Here is a 14,544-nt window from a genome sequence, read left to right as displayed (position 1 = left end):
CGCCTTACAAAATGACTGCACCTAATGTGCTTTTAAAATGATCAATGGCCCAAATATGACCTGGTTCATTAAAGGATGCGGTCGCATTCTCATGAATGAAAAGGTTGAATCCTTTATTGTAACAATCTACAGCTGTATGAAGTACACAAATATCTGTACAGACACCTACTAAATGCACGTCCTTTATGTTTCTTTCATTCAGCTTTAATTCAAGATCAGTACCGGCAAAGGCACTATATCTAGTTTTGTCCATCCAGTATACATGCTCCAGTTCCTTGTTTTTCTCATACACTTCCTTTAATGAACCATAAAGGTTTCTGCCTTTTGTTCCTTTAATGTTATGAGGCGGAAACAGCTTTGTCTCAGGATGATATTGATCCTTTTCCGTATGTAAATCAATAGCAAAAACAGTAAAATGACCTTCTTCAATAAATTGTTTGGTAATAGCAGAAATAGTGCTTTCTATTTTCATTCCAGATTCTCCGCAAGGCAGAGCTCCCTCAATAAAATCGAAAGTATAATCTATATTTATTAGTGCTTTCACTTATGAGCAGCCTCCTAAGGTTACGCCAAAATATGTGAACACATTATACCGAACTTCGTTTCATTTTACCATAAACTAAACTTGTTCCATTTTGTAAGTGATGTATTTTTAACTCTATCATACACCTAATTATGACAATTATTAAGGAAAGTTTTTAGATTGAGACAAATTTTTAATAAAAATTAGGTATTTCCCCCTGTCAATCACCGTTTCAGTCATTTGAGTAAATTATGTACAAAGTATGACTGGTAATAGAACACGATTGCCATTTAGGCTTATTTTCGATATAATTTATTTGTTGATAACGAACCTGAGGTGTATAAATGTTCGAATTCTTAATAGATTTGACAAACATTCCAAGCTATCAAACCATCTACATTACCGTAATGATTGGATTAATGGTTAAATATTTTTGGGATATCAACCTGCAAATCACTGTTAATGATGATTTTATCGCATCAGACGGCCTTTACTTGCAAAGAGTCGTCACGACGGTAAATTTTAATGTTCAAAAATACAATACTCCTATTTTGCAATGGATATGCAAGAATATCCGCAAAAGAATGGAAAGTTCCGCTGATGATCCGGAAAAACCGCTTCTCCTCCTGAATTAAACAAAATTTTTTCAACGAACTAGGAGGAGTCGAAATGACAAAATCAGCAAAAAAACTTTTATTAGTATTTATGACAATATTAACTGCCGTTATGCTTAGCGCATGTTCAACAGCAGGAAACGGAAGCGGGAACAGCGGTGGCTGGTTCCATAACACGGTCGTAGAGCCTTTCGCTTCTTTAATACATGGAATGGCAATGATGTTTAACGGCAACTTCGGTCTTGCCATCATCTTGATTACCCTTATTATTCGCCTTCTATTGATGCCGCTTATGTTAAGACAATACAAAAAGCAGCAGCAGATGAAAGAAAAGATGGAAATAATCAAGCCGGAAATGGACAGAATCCAAAAGAAAATAAAAGCGACGAAAGACCAGAAAGAACAGCAAAACCTACAACGGGAAATGATGGATCTTTATAAGACACACGGTGTCAATCCATTATCAATGGGCTGTCTGCCTATGCTTATTCAGATGCCGATTCTCATGGGCTTCTATTACGCGATAAGAGGCTCACAGGAAATTGCCAGCCATTCATTCCTATGGTTTAATCTTGGCCATTCAGACCTTATTTTAACAGCTATCGCTGGTATTGTTTATTATTTACAATTCCGTGTTACTCAAAACACGATGACTGCTGAACAACAAAAACAAATGAAATTTATGGGATTAATTTCCCCAATCATGATTGTTATGGTTTCTCTTAATGCTCCAGCTGCCCTGCCGTTATATTGGACAGTCGGCGGAATCTTCCTTATCTTCCAGTCTATGCTTGGAAGAAAGCTGTATCCGCCTGCCAAAGTGACTGAAAGCACGAAAGAAGTTAAACAATAAGGAAAAAAGCAGAACGGACCTTAGTCCGTCTGCTTTTTTATTTACCCAATATTCGCAGTTAAATAACCAAACCACACAAAAACAAGTCCTCCGCCAAACGAGAGCACTATATACCTATAAAAGGTTATTTTGTTGTTTTCCTTCCACAACTGAACTGCCTCAACAGCCAATGTAGAAAAGGTCGTAAATGCCCCTAAAAACCCGACTGCAAACAACAAATGTACCATTTCACTCACATGCAGTCCTGAAAGTAATCCTAATAAAAAAGAACCAACTAAATTAACTATCAGAGTGGCAACTGGCAAAACAGTAGTGATTTTTGACTTTATGTATTGTATTAACCAAAATCGGCTGATTGCGCCGATAAATCCGCCGATGGCGACTGCACCAATCATGTTAACCATCGTTCTGCCCTCTTTCTGCAAGCTTTGATCCTGTCTTCATTCCGATATAGGCAGCTGCTAGGCCGAGAGATGCACTTGCTGCCATATACATAAATGCCTGCAGTATTTTACCTGATTGCAAAAGGTTCAGTGTGTCGAGACTGAAGGTCGAAAGGGTCGTGAATGAACCGAGAATGCCTGTGCCGACCGCTGTTGCAAGTTCTGGCGGAAAGCTGACTCGGCCAGCAGCATATTTTGTTAAAGCACCGAGAAGAAAAGAGCCTGCTATATTAATACATAATGTATGTAACGGAAAGCTTCCCTGCCCTATGCTGCATAAAAATCTGGCGACACTGCCAATTATGCCGCCTATTCCTACATACAAATAAATCATGAAGTAATCCCTTCTTTCCATTCAAAAAGGAGAAAACATCAGCTGCTTTCTCCCGTTCCCGCTTTTATAAATCTTGAAAATAATCCTTATAAAAACCGCCGACTTTTCCTGAGTTATCAACAATGAAGTAAAACTCTTCTGTTTCATTTTTAACTTCATATGTTTGACCGACAGTCAATACTCTATTAACAATATACTTGCTTGCATCTGTATGTATGCACTTTACTTTTTTAACAGTGTTTTTGTCATTCCAAATTTCATGTATCAATTGATAAAGCCCCTTTCACTTATATACTACTTTAGTATATAGCCAGTAAGCCCTTCAACGCAACAAATCCTTAGCTTAAGACACTAAATTCTTTTCATTATCGAAAAGAAAATTAATGCTGCTTCGGTTGAACGTATACCATTTTCCTGTCGAAGCTTGTTGAAAAGTGATATAGCATTGTTTATTTATCCAGTCCATCCTTTTAAATTCCATTGCTTCATATGTCTGATTTTCCTGTTTAATCGAATATAATATGTTATTTGCCTGTATATTCATCATATATGACCTTCTTTCTATGATGTCGTATAGAATATATATACCACTGGCAAATTGTCCGTTAAACATGATTAAGCCTATTTTTTATTGGCTGAATCTTGAAAAAGCAGTCCAATCATGGCCTTCAATTTCCTCCAAAAGCATTTCCTCTTTATTGCAAGCATATGTAAAAGCCATTAAAGGTTTTTCTTGTCCATAAACCTCTACCTCAACTCTTATATAGAGGCTGTTTTGGTCTCCTGGTGTATAATCTTCAAACTCGTCTAATAGATGCAAATCTGCAGCCGGGACTTCAAATACTTCACCACGCACCCTTTCGTTACCTTTATCTAAACTTAAAAAAGGATAGCCTACCCCTGCATCATACAGCTTGCCATAAATCCACATATTTTCAGCAATACAAGGATAATTTCTCATCATATAGTGATTGATTTGCTGCTTCCTTAAAGTGCCGTAAACAAATAGATAAATCTTCATTTTTATCTCTTCTCCTTAAAGCTTTTAGCTCGGCATAAATTTAAGTGAATAGCTTCTGTGTCTTGGTCCGTCAAATTCACAAAAATAAATCCCCTGCCATGTTCCTAAGCATAAACGCCCACTTTCTACTATAACAAGCTCAGATGCTCCGACAGTACTTGCTTTCATATGTGCTGCTGTATTCCCTTCCATATGCCTGTCTTCGTTGACAGTCCAAGGATATACTTCGTCAAAACGACGAATCATATCACGTACTACATCTGGATCTGCATTTTCATTTATAGTAATTCCAGCAGTCGTATGCGGACAGTACGCAATGACTATTCCTTCCTTCATTCCATATTCAGTGACTGCTTGTTGAATATCATTTGTTATTTCATACAACATCGTGTGCTCTTTTGTTTCCAATCTTTTGTGAATCATAGCCTGCTACTCCTCTCCTAATTCTTTATATAACTTATATCCTTTTTATCCATAACTATAACATGTCTCATTCCATACCACTCCTATATCGTTAAATTTATCCAGCTCCACCTTATCGCTTTTCATTGTCCAAGCATTGCGTTAGTATAAACATTGTAAGAATATTCAATCCATTTATTTAAGGAGGATGCAAAATGAAGATTATGAGCAATGAACAGCTGATTTTTTCTTATCGAGATGCATTAAAGGCCGGAAATGAAGAGGAATGGATTCTTATTTTAAAGGAAGAAATGGACAAACGAGGACTTAAGCCAAATATAATGTCTGAATAAACAAAAAGGGGATGCTTATTTTTAAGCATCCCCTTAATTATTATGCTTCAAACAGTAAGGATTCTGGATCTTCCAGCAATTGCTTAACTCTTGCTAGGAAGGTTACTGCTTCTTTGCCGTCAATGATACGGTGATCATAAGAAAGTGCTAAATACATCATCGGCCTGTTTTCCATTCTTTCATTATCGATCGCAACAGGGCGCATTTGGATTTTATGCATTCCCAATATCCCGACTTGAGGTCCATTTAAGATAGGTGTTGACAGTAGCGAACCAAACACACCGCCATTAGTTATTGTAAATGTGCCTCCTTGCAGGTCTGATAACGACAGTTTATTATTACGTGCTTTATCAGCGAACGTTAAAATATCACTTTCGATCTCTGCAAAATTTTTGCGATCTGCATCGCGAAGAACTGGTACAACTAGCCCTTCATCTGTTGACACCGCAATACCAATGTCATAAAACTTCTTAAGGACAATTTCATCCCCTTGGATTTCAGCATTTAAAAGCGGTGATTTCTTTAAGCATGCTACAACTGCTTTTGTGAAAAAGGACATAAATCCAAGCTTTACATCATTTTCTTTTTGGAATTGATCCTTCCGTTTTTTGCGAAGGTTCATAATATTAGTCATATCCACTTCATTAAAGGTTGTAAGCATTGCCGTATTTTGCTGTACCTCAACAAGCCTTGAAGCAATTGTTTGCCGTCTGCGCGTCATTCTAACGCGCTCAGTCGGTTTTCCTGGGTCTGCTGCTTGTTTAGCCTGCTGCGGTGCTTCTTTTTCAATTGGAGCCTTTTGGACAGGCTGGTCTTTCTTACGGTCATGCTCGATAACATCATGTGCACGCAATCTTCCTAAAGGATCAATGGAAGAAACTTGATTCAAATCAATGCCTTTTTCTCTAGCCAGCTTTCTGGCAGATGGTGAAGCAATTGGATAGCCTTTTGCTTCTGGTTTTACTTGCGGCTGTTCTTTAACAGGCGGTGCTTCCTTTGTTGCTTCTGTTTCGATTACAGCTGCTGGACCTTCAGCTGGTTTGCTGCTTGGTGCAGCATTTTCAGAAACGATTGCGATTGTTTCCCCTACCTGAACTGTATCGCCTTCATTTGCCTTGAGTTCCTGCAGGATGCCGCTTTCTTCAGAGATGATTTCAACATTTACTTTATCTGTTTCCAATTCTACTATGTAGTCGCCTTTTTCTACATATTCACCTGTTTTCTTAAGCCACTGTGCCACGGTTCCTTCTGTGATTGATTCTGCTAGTTCTGGTATTTTAATCTCACCCATCTTAAAAATCCCCCTCTATTCAGTCCATGTCAATGCTTTATTAATAATTTTTGCTTGATTTTTGCGGTGAACAATTGGATCCCCTTCTGCAGGACTCGATCTTCTGCGGCGTCCGATATAATCGAAGGACACAGAATCTTGGAGCAGCTTTTTCACACGTGGTTCCATAAAGCTCCATGCTCCCATATTTTGCGGTTCTTCTTGCACCCATCTGATTTCTTCTAAATTAGGATATTTTATTATGATTTCCTTCAATTTATTCGAAGGGAAAGGATAAAGTTCTTCTATGCGCACACTATGCACCCAATCAGAATCCTCGAGCTGCTTAATTCCTTGATGAAGGTCAATCGCTATTTTACCTGTAGATAAAACAATCCTTTTAACGGCTTGCGGATTTTTGCCAGTAAGTTCATCCTCTACCACTGATTGAAATGTTTCATTGCTAAATGCAGTAGTGCTAGATGCCACATCAGCATTTCGCAGTAGACTCTTAGGTGTCATGATTACTAACGGTCTGACTTCTTCCTTATTCAGGATAGCTGCCTGCCTGCGCAGAATATGGAAATATTGTGCAGATGTCGTAAGATTTGCAACCGTCCAGTTGTTCTCGGCAGCAGAAGACAAGAAACGCTCCATTCGGCCGCTGGAATGCTCTGGACCTTGCCCCTCATATGCATGAGGCAACAGCATAACCAAACCGGATTTTTGACCCCATTTTGCTCTACCAGCAGAGATGAATTGGTCAAAAATTACTTGTGCAGCATTCGCGAAATCACCAAACTGTGCCTCCCACAGAACGAGTGTTTCTGGTGCAAACACATTATATCCGTATTCAAAGCCAAGAACGGCACCTTCAGAAAGGGGGCTGTTATGGACAGCGAATGATGCTTGGGCAGTTGACAGCAAATGAAGCGGTGAATAAACCCTTCCTGTTTCACTATCATGAAGGACAATATTTCTGTGAGCAAACGTGCCTCGTTCTGAATCCTGTCCTGACAAGCGAATTGGCGTTCCATCTTGAATTATGCTGGCAAATGCTAAGGTTTCTGCCATTCCCCAGTCAATTTTGCCATCTTCAATTGCAGCTTCACGCCGTTTTAAAATTTTCCCGAGTTTATCGAAAATTTGAAAGTTGTCTGGGAACGAAATAAGTTCATGATTGATTTCTTTCAGTCTTTCAGCTGAAATAGTTGTATCAATCAATGGCAAATCTCTTTCCACAGAGTTTGGCGGCAGTGCTTCTTCGTCCATTTCCTCTTTTGTTGGCACCTTTTCATACGCCTGCTTCAACTTGGCAACTACTTCGTTTTTGAACCCATGGAATTCTATTTCAGACAATACTCCTTCTGCTTGTAATTGGCGGAAATAGCTTGCTGTAATCGTAGGATGCTCTTTAATATTCTTATACATTAATGGATTGGTTGTCATCGGCTCATCCATTTCATTATGACCGTATCTTCTATAGCCGATTAAATCAATCAAGAAATCCTTGTTAAAAGCTGCTCTGTATTCACAAGCTAGCTTAGCAGCCTGGATGACAGACTCTGGATCATCTGCATTTACATGTATAATCGGTATTTCAAAGCCTTTAGCCAGGTCACTTGCATATCTTGTAGATCTAGAATCGCTTGATTCAGTCGTAAAGCCAATTGTATTATTGGCAATGATATGAATTGTTCCACCTGTCCGGTAGCCTTTCAGCCCAGTCAGATTAAGTGTTTCTGCAACAATTCCTTGGCCTGGGAATGCTGCATCGCCATGGATGAGAATGGCCTGTGCTGATTGATGGTTTTCTTCTGGAAAGCCTGGTGCCGTTCTATCATCTTGAGATGCACGTGTAAATCCTTCGACAACGGAGCCGACAAACTCAAGATGACTTGGATTATTGGCTAGTGTCAACCGTACATTTGACGTGCTGCTTTTCTTTATTTGCCTGTTCAAGCCTAAATGATATTTCACATCACCAGTCCAGCCGAAGCTGATTCCGATTGATCCTTCTGATGGAACAAGATTCTTATTTGGAGCATGCTGAAATTCAGCAAAAATCATCTCATATGGCTTTTCAAGGACATGCGCCAATACGTTCAGCCTTCCTCTATGCGCCATCCCGATATGTACATTTTTTGCACCATTAACAACAGACTGGGAAATAATCTCATCAAGCAATGGCACCATTGTATCTAGTCCTTCAATCGAGAAACGCTTTTGGCCGACAAAAGTTTTATGTAAGTAATTTTCAAACTCTTCAACCTCTACTACTCGCTTTAACAGCTTCTTTTTCAGCTCTTTATTGCAAGCAGGTTTGAGGCTTCCTGATTCTACCTTTTTTTGGAGCCAGTTTTTTTCGTTAATATCGTTTACATGATAAAATTCAAAAGCGATTTTCTTCATGTAAACATCCTTTAAGTAATTAACAACTTCATAGGCGTTTTTAACTGTGCTTGGTGCATCTTGACAAAGCAATGATGCATCCATTTTTTCTAGATCTTCTTTTGTTAGCTGATAGCGGGACAAATCGAACAATTCCTCTTGCCTATGTACATCTCCCAAAGGGTAAATATCTGCAGCTAAATGGCCATAAGCTCTGATTTTATTCACTAATGTGACTGCTGCAATGACTTTTTCAATGTCCATTTGGTTAGTTGAGGTTACTGCTGGTTTTCGTTCTGTGACTTCCTGCTCTATTGGTGAACCCCATGTTGCGAAAAAATCTCGCATTTCCTCATCAACAGAATCAGGATTTTCTAAGTATTTGTCGTACAGCTCCATTGCGACCCCGAGATTTGGTCCATAAAATGCTGGCTGATAGGAGCTTTTACCACTAGCTGGCTTTCCCATGAAAATTTCCCTCCACCATAATTAGTAACAACTATATTCCCCATATGCTCGCCTTTTACACTTTTCTAGGCGCTTGTCTGATAAAAAATAAAACGTTTACATTTCTATTTTAACACGGTATTGCCTTCGTTACAAAAGATTTCCCCGTTTTAATAGTAAAAATATTGTAAATTTTTTTCACATTGTTTTTAATTGGGCTAAAAACCTTTTATATTAATAAATATGCCAGGGATTTTCGGATAATGTACATTAATTTTATTATTGAAAAATGGATTAAATTATAAAAAAAACTGCCTTATAAAAGCAGTTTAGAATGTAATCATGTATATGATATTTTGGGTTTTCCTTAATTCATTGCCACTACTCTTTTTAAAAGGGGGCAGCAGATTTTTCTATTAAAGTCTTTGGATCAGGCAATGTAATTATTACTTTTGTACCCTCGCCAAGCTTGCTTTTAATTTCGATTGTTCCAGAATAATAATCAACGATTTTTTTAGCGATGGCCAAACCGAGTCCTGTGCCGCCCCGCTCTCTGCTGCGTGCTTTATCTACTCTGTAAAAGCGGTCAAAAACTTTATCGAGCTCATCATGGGGAATTCCTATCCCTTTATCACTTATTTCTAAGCAGAACTGCTTGTCCTTTTTTGCTGTGGAAATGGAAATTTCTTTAACAGCTCCTGAGTATTTAATAGCATTGTCTATTAATATTGTCAGTATTTGTTGGAAATGCTGTTCAGCTACACCGTAAAGCTCATTAGACTGCAGATTAACATGAAACTTAAACTCACGGTGAAGCATTTGGAAGTCCTTAACGGCCCCGCTAATAATCTCCTCCACCTTGTCTGGTGACATATCATTTTCAAGCCGCTGCTGATCCAATCTTGTCAAATCCAGCAAATTGAGAACAAGTTTTTTTAGTTTTTCTGTTTCATCAAGGGATGCCTTTAAAGATTCTTCTAATATTTCCGGGTTATGCTTACCCCATCTGTTCAGCATGGAAAGATGACCTTCCAATATAGAAATCGGGGTGCGCAGTTCATGAGAAGCATCCTCTACAAATTGCTTTTGTGCTTGAAAGGATAGCTCTATCCGATCCATCATATGATTAAATATCGTCGACAGTTCGGAAATTTCGTCCTTTTGCGGGTACACAGGCATTCTTTCTTTAAAGCCTGCACTTTTTATTTTCTTCATTGTGTTTGTCATAATGCTCAGTGGCTTTAACAGTTCTCTTGATAATAAGTAGCCGATAATCGCGCTGATTAAGATGGCCGCAATTGCAAAAAGCATCATCGCAAAGGCCAGATGCTTCATTACGAGTTTATAGGAATCAAGCAGCCTGATAATTTCTATTTCTCCCGAAAATGCCTTTCCCTTTATCGGGTAACTGTATACTAATGATTGCTCCTCGCCAATGGAAATGTATTTCAGCTCTTGTTTACTGTCGATTATGTCAGGTTCAAGTATGGGAAAATCACCGTTAAGATGAGATATAATCACATTTCCGTTATCGTCAACGACACGAATCAGCTGATTCTTTGTGTTCAGCTTTTCTAATGTCGAAAGACTGTTTTTAACATCCTTTTCCGTAATTGACTTATCTTCTGATTCCAAATAGGCAACAAACTCATCCATCGTTTGTCTGACGTCATTTTCCTCCTGGTTCATCAGCCAAGTAGAGACAGTATGGAATTCAAAAAATGTAAAAATACTGTAAGTCAAAAAAATGCTGGTTGACAACCCGAGTGTTAGCTTCCATTTCCAAGGAAGGAGAGATAGTCTTTTTACGATATTCATCTCATCACATACCCTATTCCTCTTACTGTTTCAATATATTGCTCCTGCCCCGTCGGATCCAATTTATTGCGTAAATAGCGAACATAAACGTCAATAACATTCGTTTCGACTTCTGACTCATAACCCCAAATTTTATTTAAGAGCACATCCCTAGTCAGTACAATATTGATATTGCTCATAAACATGCTGAGAAGATCATATTCTCTTTTTGTTAAAGCAATAACCTCATTTCCTTTTTTGGCTATATGTGATTCTAGCTCAAGTACTATGTCCTTATATGTAAGAACAGTCATTTTTGGTGCCGGCTCTGCTTGTTCACTCGATATAGTATCTATTCTTCTGAACAATGCTCGCAATCTTGCCAAAAGCTCTTCAATTGCAAACGGTTTAACCAAATAATCATCTGCTCCGCTATCCAAACCTGATACTCTGTCAAGAACATTATCTCTTGCTGTAATCATTAAAATCGGCGTATTTTTCACTTGCCTAATTCTTCTGCAAACTTCCATCCCGTTCAGTTCTGGCAGCATTAGGTCAAGAAGAATAACATCCCATTGCTCTGCGATCGCTTTATTCAAGCCGCTTCTTCCATCTGCACAAACTTCTGTATGATAGCCTTCATAATTTAATTCCAGCTCAATAAACCGAGCAAGATTTTTTTCATCTTCAATAATAAGAATTCTCTTCATTTACACCACTCACATCCCAAATTAAGCATACTTCTAGTTTATCATGCAATGTATAAAGACAAAAAGTGTGCAGATCTATTGTATACAAAAAGAAGGAGCGGGATGTGTCCCACCCCGCCTCATTCATTATATTATCATTTGTTTTTTCTATACATAAATGTGTCTTTTATAGCGTGTGTTATGCCCACAATTTGAACTCCGAACAATGAAGCAGCAGTTAAGGATGAAAAAATAATCATCGCATATCGAAATACCATCACTTTTCCTCCTTTAATCCGTAGTGTAGGTTAATGATTAACCCTATTTCCAAGTTGCATTTGTTTTTCTTATTGTTAAATTACACCCCTATTCAAAAAATCCAATGAGAGAAACATTAAAAAAACATTAGAACGCGTTTTCAGCTGAATATTTTTTTTAAAACTACGAAAGCTACTAATCGAACCAATTGGGGTGAGCTAAAAAAGGATAAGCTAGCAAGGATTAGGAGGATATAAGATGAATGTTGGAAGAGCTATTGAAATTATGAATGCTGGTGAAATAGTGCATGTAAGCTATAAAGGAGAACAGATTTTCATTCAAAATGTCGATGAGGATGCAAGAACAGCAAGAATTTATACGAAGAACAATCCAGACCAAGAATTAGAAGTAGATGTGCTGCAACTTATTGAAGAGCAATAAATACCTTTTTATTCAAAAAATAGTGAAAAACCAAAAAAAATGTTGCAATTTATGGAAAGGTATAGTAAATTAAATTCAAATTACATAAGTATTTTCTTATCAAGAGAGGTAGAGGGAATGGCCCGAAGAAACCTCAGCAACCTTCAGCTTGTATACCAAGACTGAAAAGGTGCTAATTCCATCAAGCAATGAATGCTTGAAAGATAAGAAGAATGGCCATAATGATAACACATTACGTCTTCTTCTTATTTTTAGGAAGAGGACTTTTTTATTGCTAAAATTCACTTCGCCTTCCTTCTATTCCTTGAAAGATAATACTCTCGGACAATATCAAACTATTAAAAATAGACTATATATTTCAAATTGTCCGTGAAACAAGAAGGAGTGTATCAATATGTATGATGTAGAAACTAAATTAGCCCAAATCGGCAACAGAAGTGAAAAAACAACAGGAACAGTCAATCCGCCCGTATATTTTTCAACGGCTTTCAGACATACAGGAATCGGCGAATCTACTGGATATGATTATACACGCACAGGCAACCCGACTAGAGAAATCCTTGAGCAGGCAATTGCTGACTTGGAAGAGGGCGACCGCGGTTTTGCCTGCAGCTCAGGTATGGCTGCTATTCAAACGATTTTAGCTTTATTCCAAAGCGGCGATGAATGGATTATATCGAAAGATTTGTACGGCGGAACTTATCGTTTGCTTGAACAAGGGTTTAAAAAATGGGGCCTTCGATGTTGTTATGTAAATACTTCAAACATTGAGGACATTGAAGCAGCCATTACGGAAAACACAAAAGCTATTTTCATCGAAACACCTACTAATCCTCTAATGGAAACAGCAGATATTGCCAAAGCAGCAGAGCTTGCTAAAAAGCATAATATTTTGCTGATTGTGGATAACACTTTCTATACTCCTCTTATCCAGCAGCCGATACGCCTTGGCGCAGACATTGTCATTCATAGTGCCACTAAGTATCTTGGTGGTCATAATGATGTGCTTGCAGGGCTGATCGTAGCAAAAGGCGCGGAAATCTGCCAGGAGCTTGCTCTGCATCATAATGCTGCAGGAGCTGTCTTGAGCCCATTTGATTCTTGGCTGTTAATGCGTGGAATGAAAACATTAGCCCTTAGAATGGAAAAGCATGAAGAAAATGCGAAAGCACTTCAAACATTCCTGCAAGGTCATGATGCAGTGCTTGATGTCCTGTATCCAGGCAGAGGTGGAATGATTTCATTTAGAGTCCATGATGAAGCATGGGTAAATCCATTCTTGCAAAACCTTACATTAATTTCATTTGCTGAAAGCTTAGGCGGTGTTGAGAGCTTTATTACATACCCTGCTACTCAAACACATGCAGATATTCCAGAAAAAATCAGACTGGAAACAGGTGTCTGCAACCGTCTGCTTCGCTTCTCTGTCGGCATTGAAAACATTGAAGACTTAATTAAAGATTTGGATAAAGCCTTTACGATTGCCAAGGAGGTAATAAAATGAGCGAACGATATTCCTTTGAAACGAAACTGCTTCACAACAAACATAAATTCGACCCTGCCACAGGTGCAGTAAGTGTGCCGATTCAGCATGCTTCTACTTTCCATCAACAGGAGATTGATAGTTTTGGAAAATATGATTATGCAAGAAGTCTTAATCCTACAAGAGAAGCACTGGAAGAGATTATTGCAGATTTAGAGGATGGTACAAAAGGCTTTGCATTTGCATCAGGAATGGCCGCTATCTCTAGCGCCTTCCTCCTCCTTTCCCAAGGAGATCATGTGTTAATTTCTGAGGATGTCTATGGCGGAACTTATCGCATGGTAACAACAGTGCTCAATAGATTCGGTATTGAACATACTTTTGTCGATATGACCGATCTTGCTGCAGTTCAAAATGCCGTGAAGCCTAATACGAAGGTTTTTTATATCGAGACTCCATCTAATCCGCTTATGAAGGTTACGGATATCAAGGCAGTCAGCACATTGGCAAAACAAAACGATGCTTGGACGTTTGTTGATAATACCTTCTTAACACCTGCTTTGCAAAAACCGTTAAATCTTGGTGCAGATATTGTTCTGCACAGCGCCACTAAATTCTTGTCTGGCCATAGTGATGTTATTGCCGGTCTTGCAGTTGTCAAAGATGAAGAGCTTGGCAAACTGCTCGGCTCCATCCAAAATTCCTTTGGAGCAGTACTTGGAGTTCAAGATTGCTGGCTGTTAATGAGAGGACTTAAAACACTACATGTGCGCATGAAGCATTCTAGTGAGGCTGCCGAAACGATTGCTACCTATCTTAACAATCATCCGGCCATTAAAAAAGTCTATTATCCAGGGTTTGCAGATCATCCGCAATATGATATCCAACAAGAGCAGGCTACAAGCCCTGGCGCGGTATTCTCGTTTGAGCTTCACAGTGAAGAAGCGATGCGAACTTTTGTAAAAAATGTAGAGCTTCCAGTGTTTGCAGTAAGCTTAGGAGCTGTCGAGTCCATCCTCTCCTACCCTGCTAAAATGTCGCATGCGGCAATGGATCCAGTAGCCCGTCAAGAAAGAGGAATAAGCGACGCCTTACTTCGCCTGTCAGTAGGCTTAGAAAATCCACAGGATTTAATTGCAGACTTTGAAGCTGCATTAAAGAAAACAGTAGAACTTCATTATATTTAATAAAAAAATTCAGGACTTACATGTCCTGAATTTTTTGC

Annotated in this window: 18 protein-coding genes and 1 riboswitch; of the genes, 6 read left to right on the top strand and 12 right to left on the bottom strand. The window is 38.6% G+C overall.

Annotated features, from left to right (window positions below; all coding sequences use genetic code 11):
• Nucleotides 1-4: 4 nt before the first annotated feature.
• Complete coding sequence (locus ACLIJJ_RS13095) at nt 5-544, bottom strand: cysteine hydrolase family protein (protein WP_233313972.1); 540 nt, start codon at nt 542-544, stop codon at nt 5-7.
• A gap of 323 nt (nt 545-867) precedes the next feature.
• Here ACLIJJ_RS13095 and ACLIJJ_RS13090 point away from each other — a divergent pair, with 323 nt between their 5' ends.
• Together ACLIJJ_RS13090 and yidC are read left to right on the top strand one after the other, a co-directional pair.
• Nucleotides 868-1,158, top strand: a complete 291-nt coding sequence (locus ACLIJJ_RS13090) for a hypothetical protein (RefSeq protein WP_233313973.1) — start codon at nt 868-870, stop codon at nt 1,156-1,158.
• Nucleotides 1,159-1,192: 34 nt separating this feature from the next.
• Nucleotides 1,193-1,990 (top strand): membrane protein insertase YidC, encoded by a 798-nt coding sequence (gene yidC, locus ACLIJJ_RS13085; protein ID WP_233313974.1) that lies wholly within the window; start codon nt 1,193-1,195, stop codon nt 1,988-1,990.
• 41 nt (nt 1,991-2,031) lie between these two features.
• On the opposite strand, the gene crcB (ACLIJJ_RS13080) is transcribed toward yidC, so the two are convergent.
• From crcB (ACLIJJ_RS13080) to ACLIJJ_RS13055, 6 genes are all read right to left on the bottom strand, one after another.
• Nucleotides 2,032-2,394, bottom strand: a complete 363-nt coding sequence (crcB, locus tag ACLIJJ_RS13080; RefSeq protein ID WP_233313975.1) for a fluoride efflux transporter CrcB — start codon at nt 2,392-2,394, stop codon at nt 2,032-2,034.
• A complete protein-coding gene (gene crcB, locus ACLIJJ_RS13075; RefSeq protein WP_237941355.1) occupies nt 2,387-2,788 on the bottom strand; it encodes a fluoride efflux transporter CrcB in 402 nt (133 codons plus the stop codon). The genes crcB (ACLIJJ_RS13080) and crcB (ACLIJJ_RS13075) overlap by 8 nt, the downstream gene beginning before the upstream one ends.
• Before the next feature lie 43 nt (nt 2,789-2,831).
• Complete coding sequence (locus ACLIJJ_RS13070; RefSeq protein ID WP_233313977.1) at nt 2,832-3,035, bottom strand: DUF6501 family protein; 204 nt, start codon at nt 3,033-3,035, stop codon at nt 2,832-2,834.
• 75 nt (nt 3,036-3,110) lie between these two features.
• Nucleotides 3,111-3,314 carry a hypothetical protein gene (locus ACLIJJ_RS13065; RefSeq protein ID WP_233313978.1) on the bottom strand — a complete coding sequence of 68 codons (204 nt, stop codon included), beginning with the start codon at nt 3,312-3,314 and terminating at the stop codon, nt 3,111-3,113.
• Nucleotides 3,315-3,395: 81 nt separating this feature from the next.
• Nucleotides 3,396-3,788, bottom strand: coding sequence for a gamma-glutamylcyclotransferase family protein (locus tag ACLIJJ_RS13060; protein ID WP_233313979.1), 393 nt, complete (start codon nt 3,786-3,788; stop codon nt 3,396-3,398).
• A 24-nt stretch (nt 3,789-3,812) separates the two neighbouring features.
• On the bottom strand, nt 3,813-4,211 hold the full coding sequence (locus ACLIJJ_RS13055; RefSeq protein WP_411411028.1) for a secondary thiamine-phosphate synthase enzyme YjbQ: 399 nt from the start codon (nt 4,209-4,211) through the stop codon (nt 3,813-3,815).
• 194 nt (nt 4,212-4,405) lie between these two features.
• Between ACLIJJ_RS13055 and sda the strand changes: the two genes are divergently transcribed.
• A complete protein-coding gene (gene sda, locus ACLIJJ_RS13050) occupies nt 4,406-4,543 on the top strand; it encodes a sporulation histidine kinase inhibitor Sda (RefSeq protein WP_233313981.1) in 138 nt (45 codons plus the stop codon).
• A gap of 40 nt (nt 4,544-4,583) precedes the next feature.
• Here the strand turns inward: sda and odhB are convergent, their stop codons facing one another.
• From odhB to ACLIJJ_RS13025, 5 genes are all read right to left on the bottom strand, one after another.
• Entirely contained in the window at nt 4,584-5,834 is a 1,251-nt protein-coding gene (gene odhB / locus ACLIJJ_RS13045; protein WP_237941352.1) for a 2-oxoglutarate dehydrogenase complex dihydrolipoyllysine-residue succinyltransferase, read from the bottom strand.
• A 15-nt stretch (nt 5,835-5,849) separates the two neighbouring features.
• Nucleotides 5,850-8,672: a 2-oxoglutarate dehydrogenase E1 component gene (locus ACLIJJ_RS13040; RefSeq protein WP_411411027.1), complete on the bottom strand. Its 2,823-nt coding sequence runs from the start codon at nt 8,670-8,672 to the stop codon at nt 5,850-5,852.
• 369 nt (nt 8,673-9,041) lie between these two features.
• On the bottom strand, nt 9,042-10,469 hold the full coding sequence (locus tag ACLIJJ_RS13035; protein ID WP_411411026.1) for a HAMP domain-containing sensor histidine kinase: 1,428 nt from the start codon (nt 10,467-10,469) through the stop codon (nt 9,042-9,044).
• On the bottom strand, nt 10,466-11,158 hold the full coding sequence (locus ACLIJJ_RS13030) for a response regulator transcription factor (RefSeq protein ID WP_233313985.1): 693 nt from the start codon (nt 11,156-11,158) through the stop codon (nt 10,466-10,468). The genes ACLIJJ_RS13035 and ACLIJJ_RS13030 overlap by 4 nt, the downstream gene beginning before the upstream one ends.
• Before the next feature lie 134 nt (nt 11,159-11,292).
• A complete protein-coding gene (locus tag ACLIJJ_RS13025; protein WP_267913289.1) occupies nt 11,293-11,415 on the bottom strand; it encodes a hypothetical protein in 123 nt (40 codons plus the stop codon).
• Between the two features lie 238 nt (nt 11,416-11,653).
• On the opposite strand from ACLIJJ_RS13025, the gene ACLIJJ_RS13020 reads away from it, so the two are divergent.
• The 3 genes from ACLIJJ_RS13020 to metC all read left to right on the top strand — a co-directional run bounded on the left by ACLIJJ_RS13020 (nt 11,654) and on the right by metC (nt 14,506).
• Entirely contained in the window at nt 11,654-11,836 is a 183-nt protein-coding gene (locus ACLIJJ_RS13020) for an H-type small acid-soluble spore protein (RefSeq protein WP_233313986.1), read from the top strand.
• Between the two features lie 93 nt (nt 11,837-11,929).
• A riboswitch (SAM riboswitch) is annotated at nt 11,930-12,046 on the top strand.
• A 184-nt stretch (nt 12,047-12,230) separates the two neighbouring features.
• The gene (locus ACLIJJ_RS13015) at nt 12,231-13,340 is read left to right on the top strand and encodes a methionine biosynthesis PLP-dependent protein (protein WP_233313987.1); all 1,110 of its coding nucleotides are present in this window, start codon (nt 12,231-12,233) and stop codon (nt 13,338-13,340) included.
• Nucleotides 13,337-14,506 (top strand): cystathionine beta-lyase, encoded by a 1,170-nt coding sequence (gene metC, locus ACLIJJ_RS13010; RefSeq protein WP_411411025.1) that lies wholly within the window; start codon nt 13,337-13,339, stop codon nt 14,504-14,506. The genes ACLIJJ_RS13015 and metC overlap by 4 nt, the downstream gene beginning before the upstream one ends.
• Nucleotides 14,507-14,544 lie beyond the last annotated feature (38 nt).

The organism is Niallia laureatilytica, from assembly GCF_046613985.1.
Taxonomy (GTDB): domain Bacteria; phylum Bacillota; class Bacilli; order Bacillales; family Cytobacillaceae; genus Niallia.
The sequence above is the reverse complement of the archived record's forward strand: the minus strand, read 5'-3'. Positions and strand labels throughout refer to the sequence as shown.

Excerpts from the sequence above, each read along its gene's own strand:
- ACLIJJ_RS13055 (WP_411411028.1), bottom strand. The coding sequence starts at position 4,211 with ATGATTCACAAAAGATTGGAAACAAAAGAGCACACGATGTTGTATGAA.
- ACLIJJ_RS13060 (WP_233313979.1), bottom strand. The coding sequence starts at position 3,788 with ATGAAGATTTATCTATTTGTTTACGGCACTTTAAGGAAGCAGCAAATC.
- metC (WP_411411025.1), top strand. The coding sequence starts at position 13,337 with ATGAGCGAACGATATTCCTTTGAAACGAAACTGCTTCACAACAAACAT.
- crcB (WP_233313975.1), bottom strand. The coding sequence starts at position 2,394 with ATGGTTAACATGATTGGTGCAGTCGCCATCGGCGGATTTATCGGCGCA.
- ACLIJJ_RS13020 (WP_233313986.1), top strand. The coding sequence starts at position 11,654 with ATGAATGTTGGAAGAGCTATTGAAATTATGAATGCTGGTGAAATAGTG.
- ACLIJJ_RS13090 (WP_233313973.1), top strand. The coding sequence starts at position 868 with ATGTTCGAATTCTTAATAGATTTGACAAACATTCCAAGCTATCAAACC.
- ACLIJJ_RS13025 (WP_267913289.1), bottom strand. The coding sequence starts at position 11,415 with ATGGTATTTCGATATGCGATGATTATTTTTTCATCCTTAACTGCTGCT.
- ACLIJJ_RS13030 (WP_233313985.1), bottom strand. The coding sequence starts at position 11,158 with ATGAAGAGAATTCTTATTATTGAAGATGAAAAAAATCTTGCTCGGTTT.
- ACLIJJ_RS13015 (WP_233313987.1), top strand. The coding sequence starts at position 12,231 with ATGTATGATGTAGAAACTAAATTAGCCCAAATCGGCAACAGAAGTGAA.
- ACLIJJ_RS13035 (WP_411411026.1), bottom strand. The coding sequence starts at position 10,469 with ATGAATATCGTAAAAAGACTATCTCTCCTTCCTTGGAAATGGAAGCTA.
- crcB (WP_237941355.1), bottom strand. The coding sequence starts at position 2,788 with ATGGAAAGAAGGGATTACTTCATGATTTATTTGTATGTAGGAATAGGC.
- odhB (WP_237941352.1), bottom strand. The coding sequence starts at position 5,834 with ATGGGTGAGATTAAAATACCAGAACTAGCAGAATCAATCACAGAAGGA.
- ACLIJJ_RS13040 (WP_411411027.1), bottom strand. The coding sequence starts at position 8,672 with ATGGGAAAGCCAGCTAGTGGTAAAAGCTCCTATCAGCCAGCATTTTAT.
- ACLIJJ_RS13065 (WP_233313978.1), bottom strand. The coding sequence starts at position 3,314 with ATGATGAATATACAGGCAAATAACATATTATATTCGATTAAACAGGAA.
- sda (WP_233313981.1), top strand. The coding sequence starts at position 4,406 with ATGAAGATTATGAGCAATGAACAGCTGATTTTTTCTTATCGAGATGCA.
- yidC (WP_233313974.1), top strand. The coding sequence starts at position 1,193 with ATGACAAAATCAGCAAAAAAACTTTTATTAGTATTTATGACAATATTA.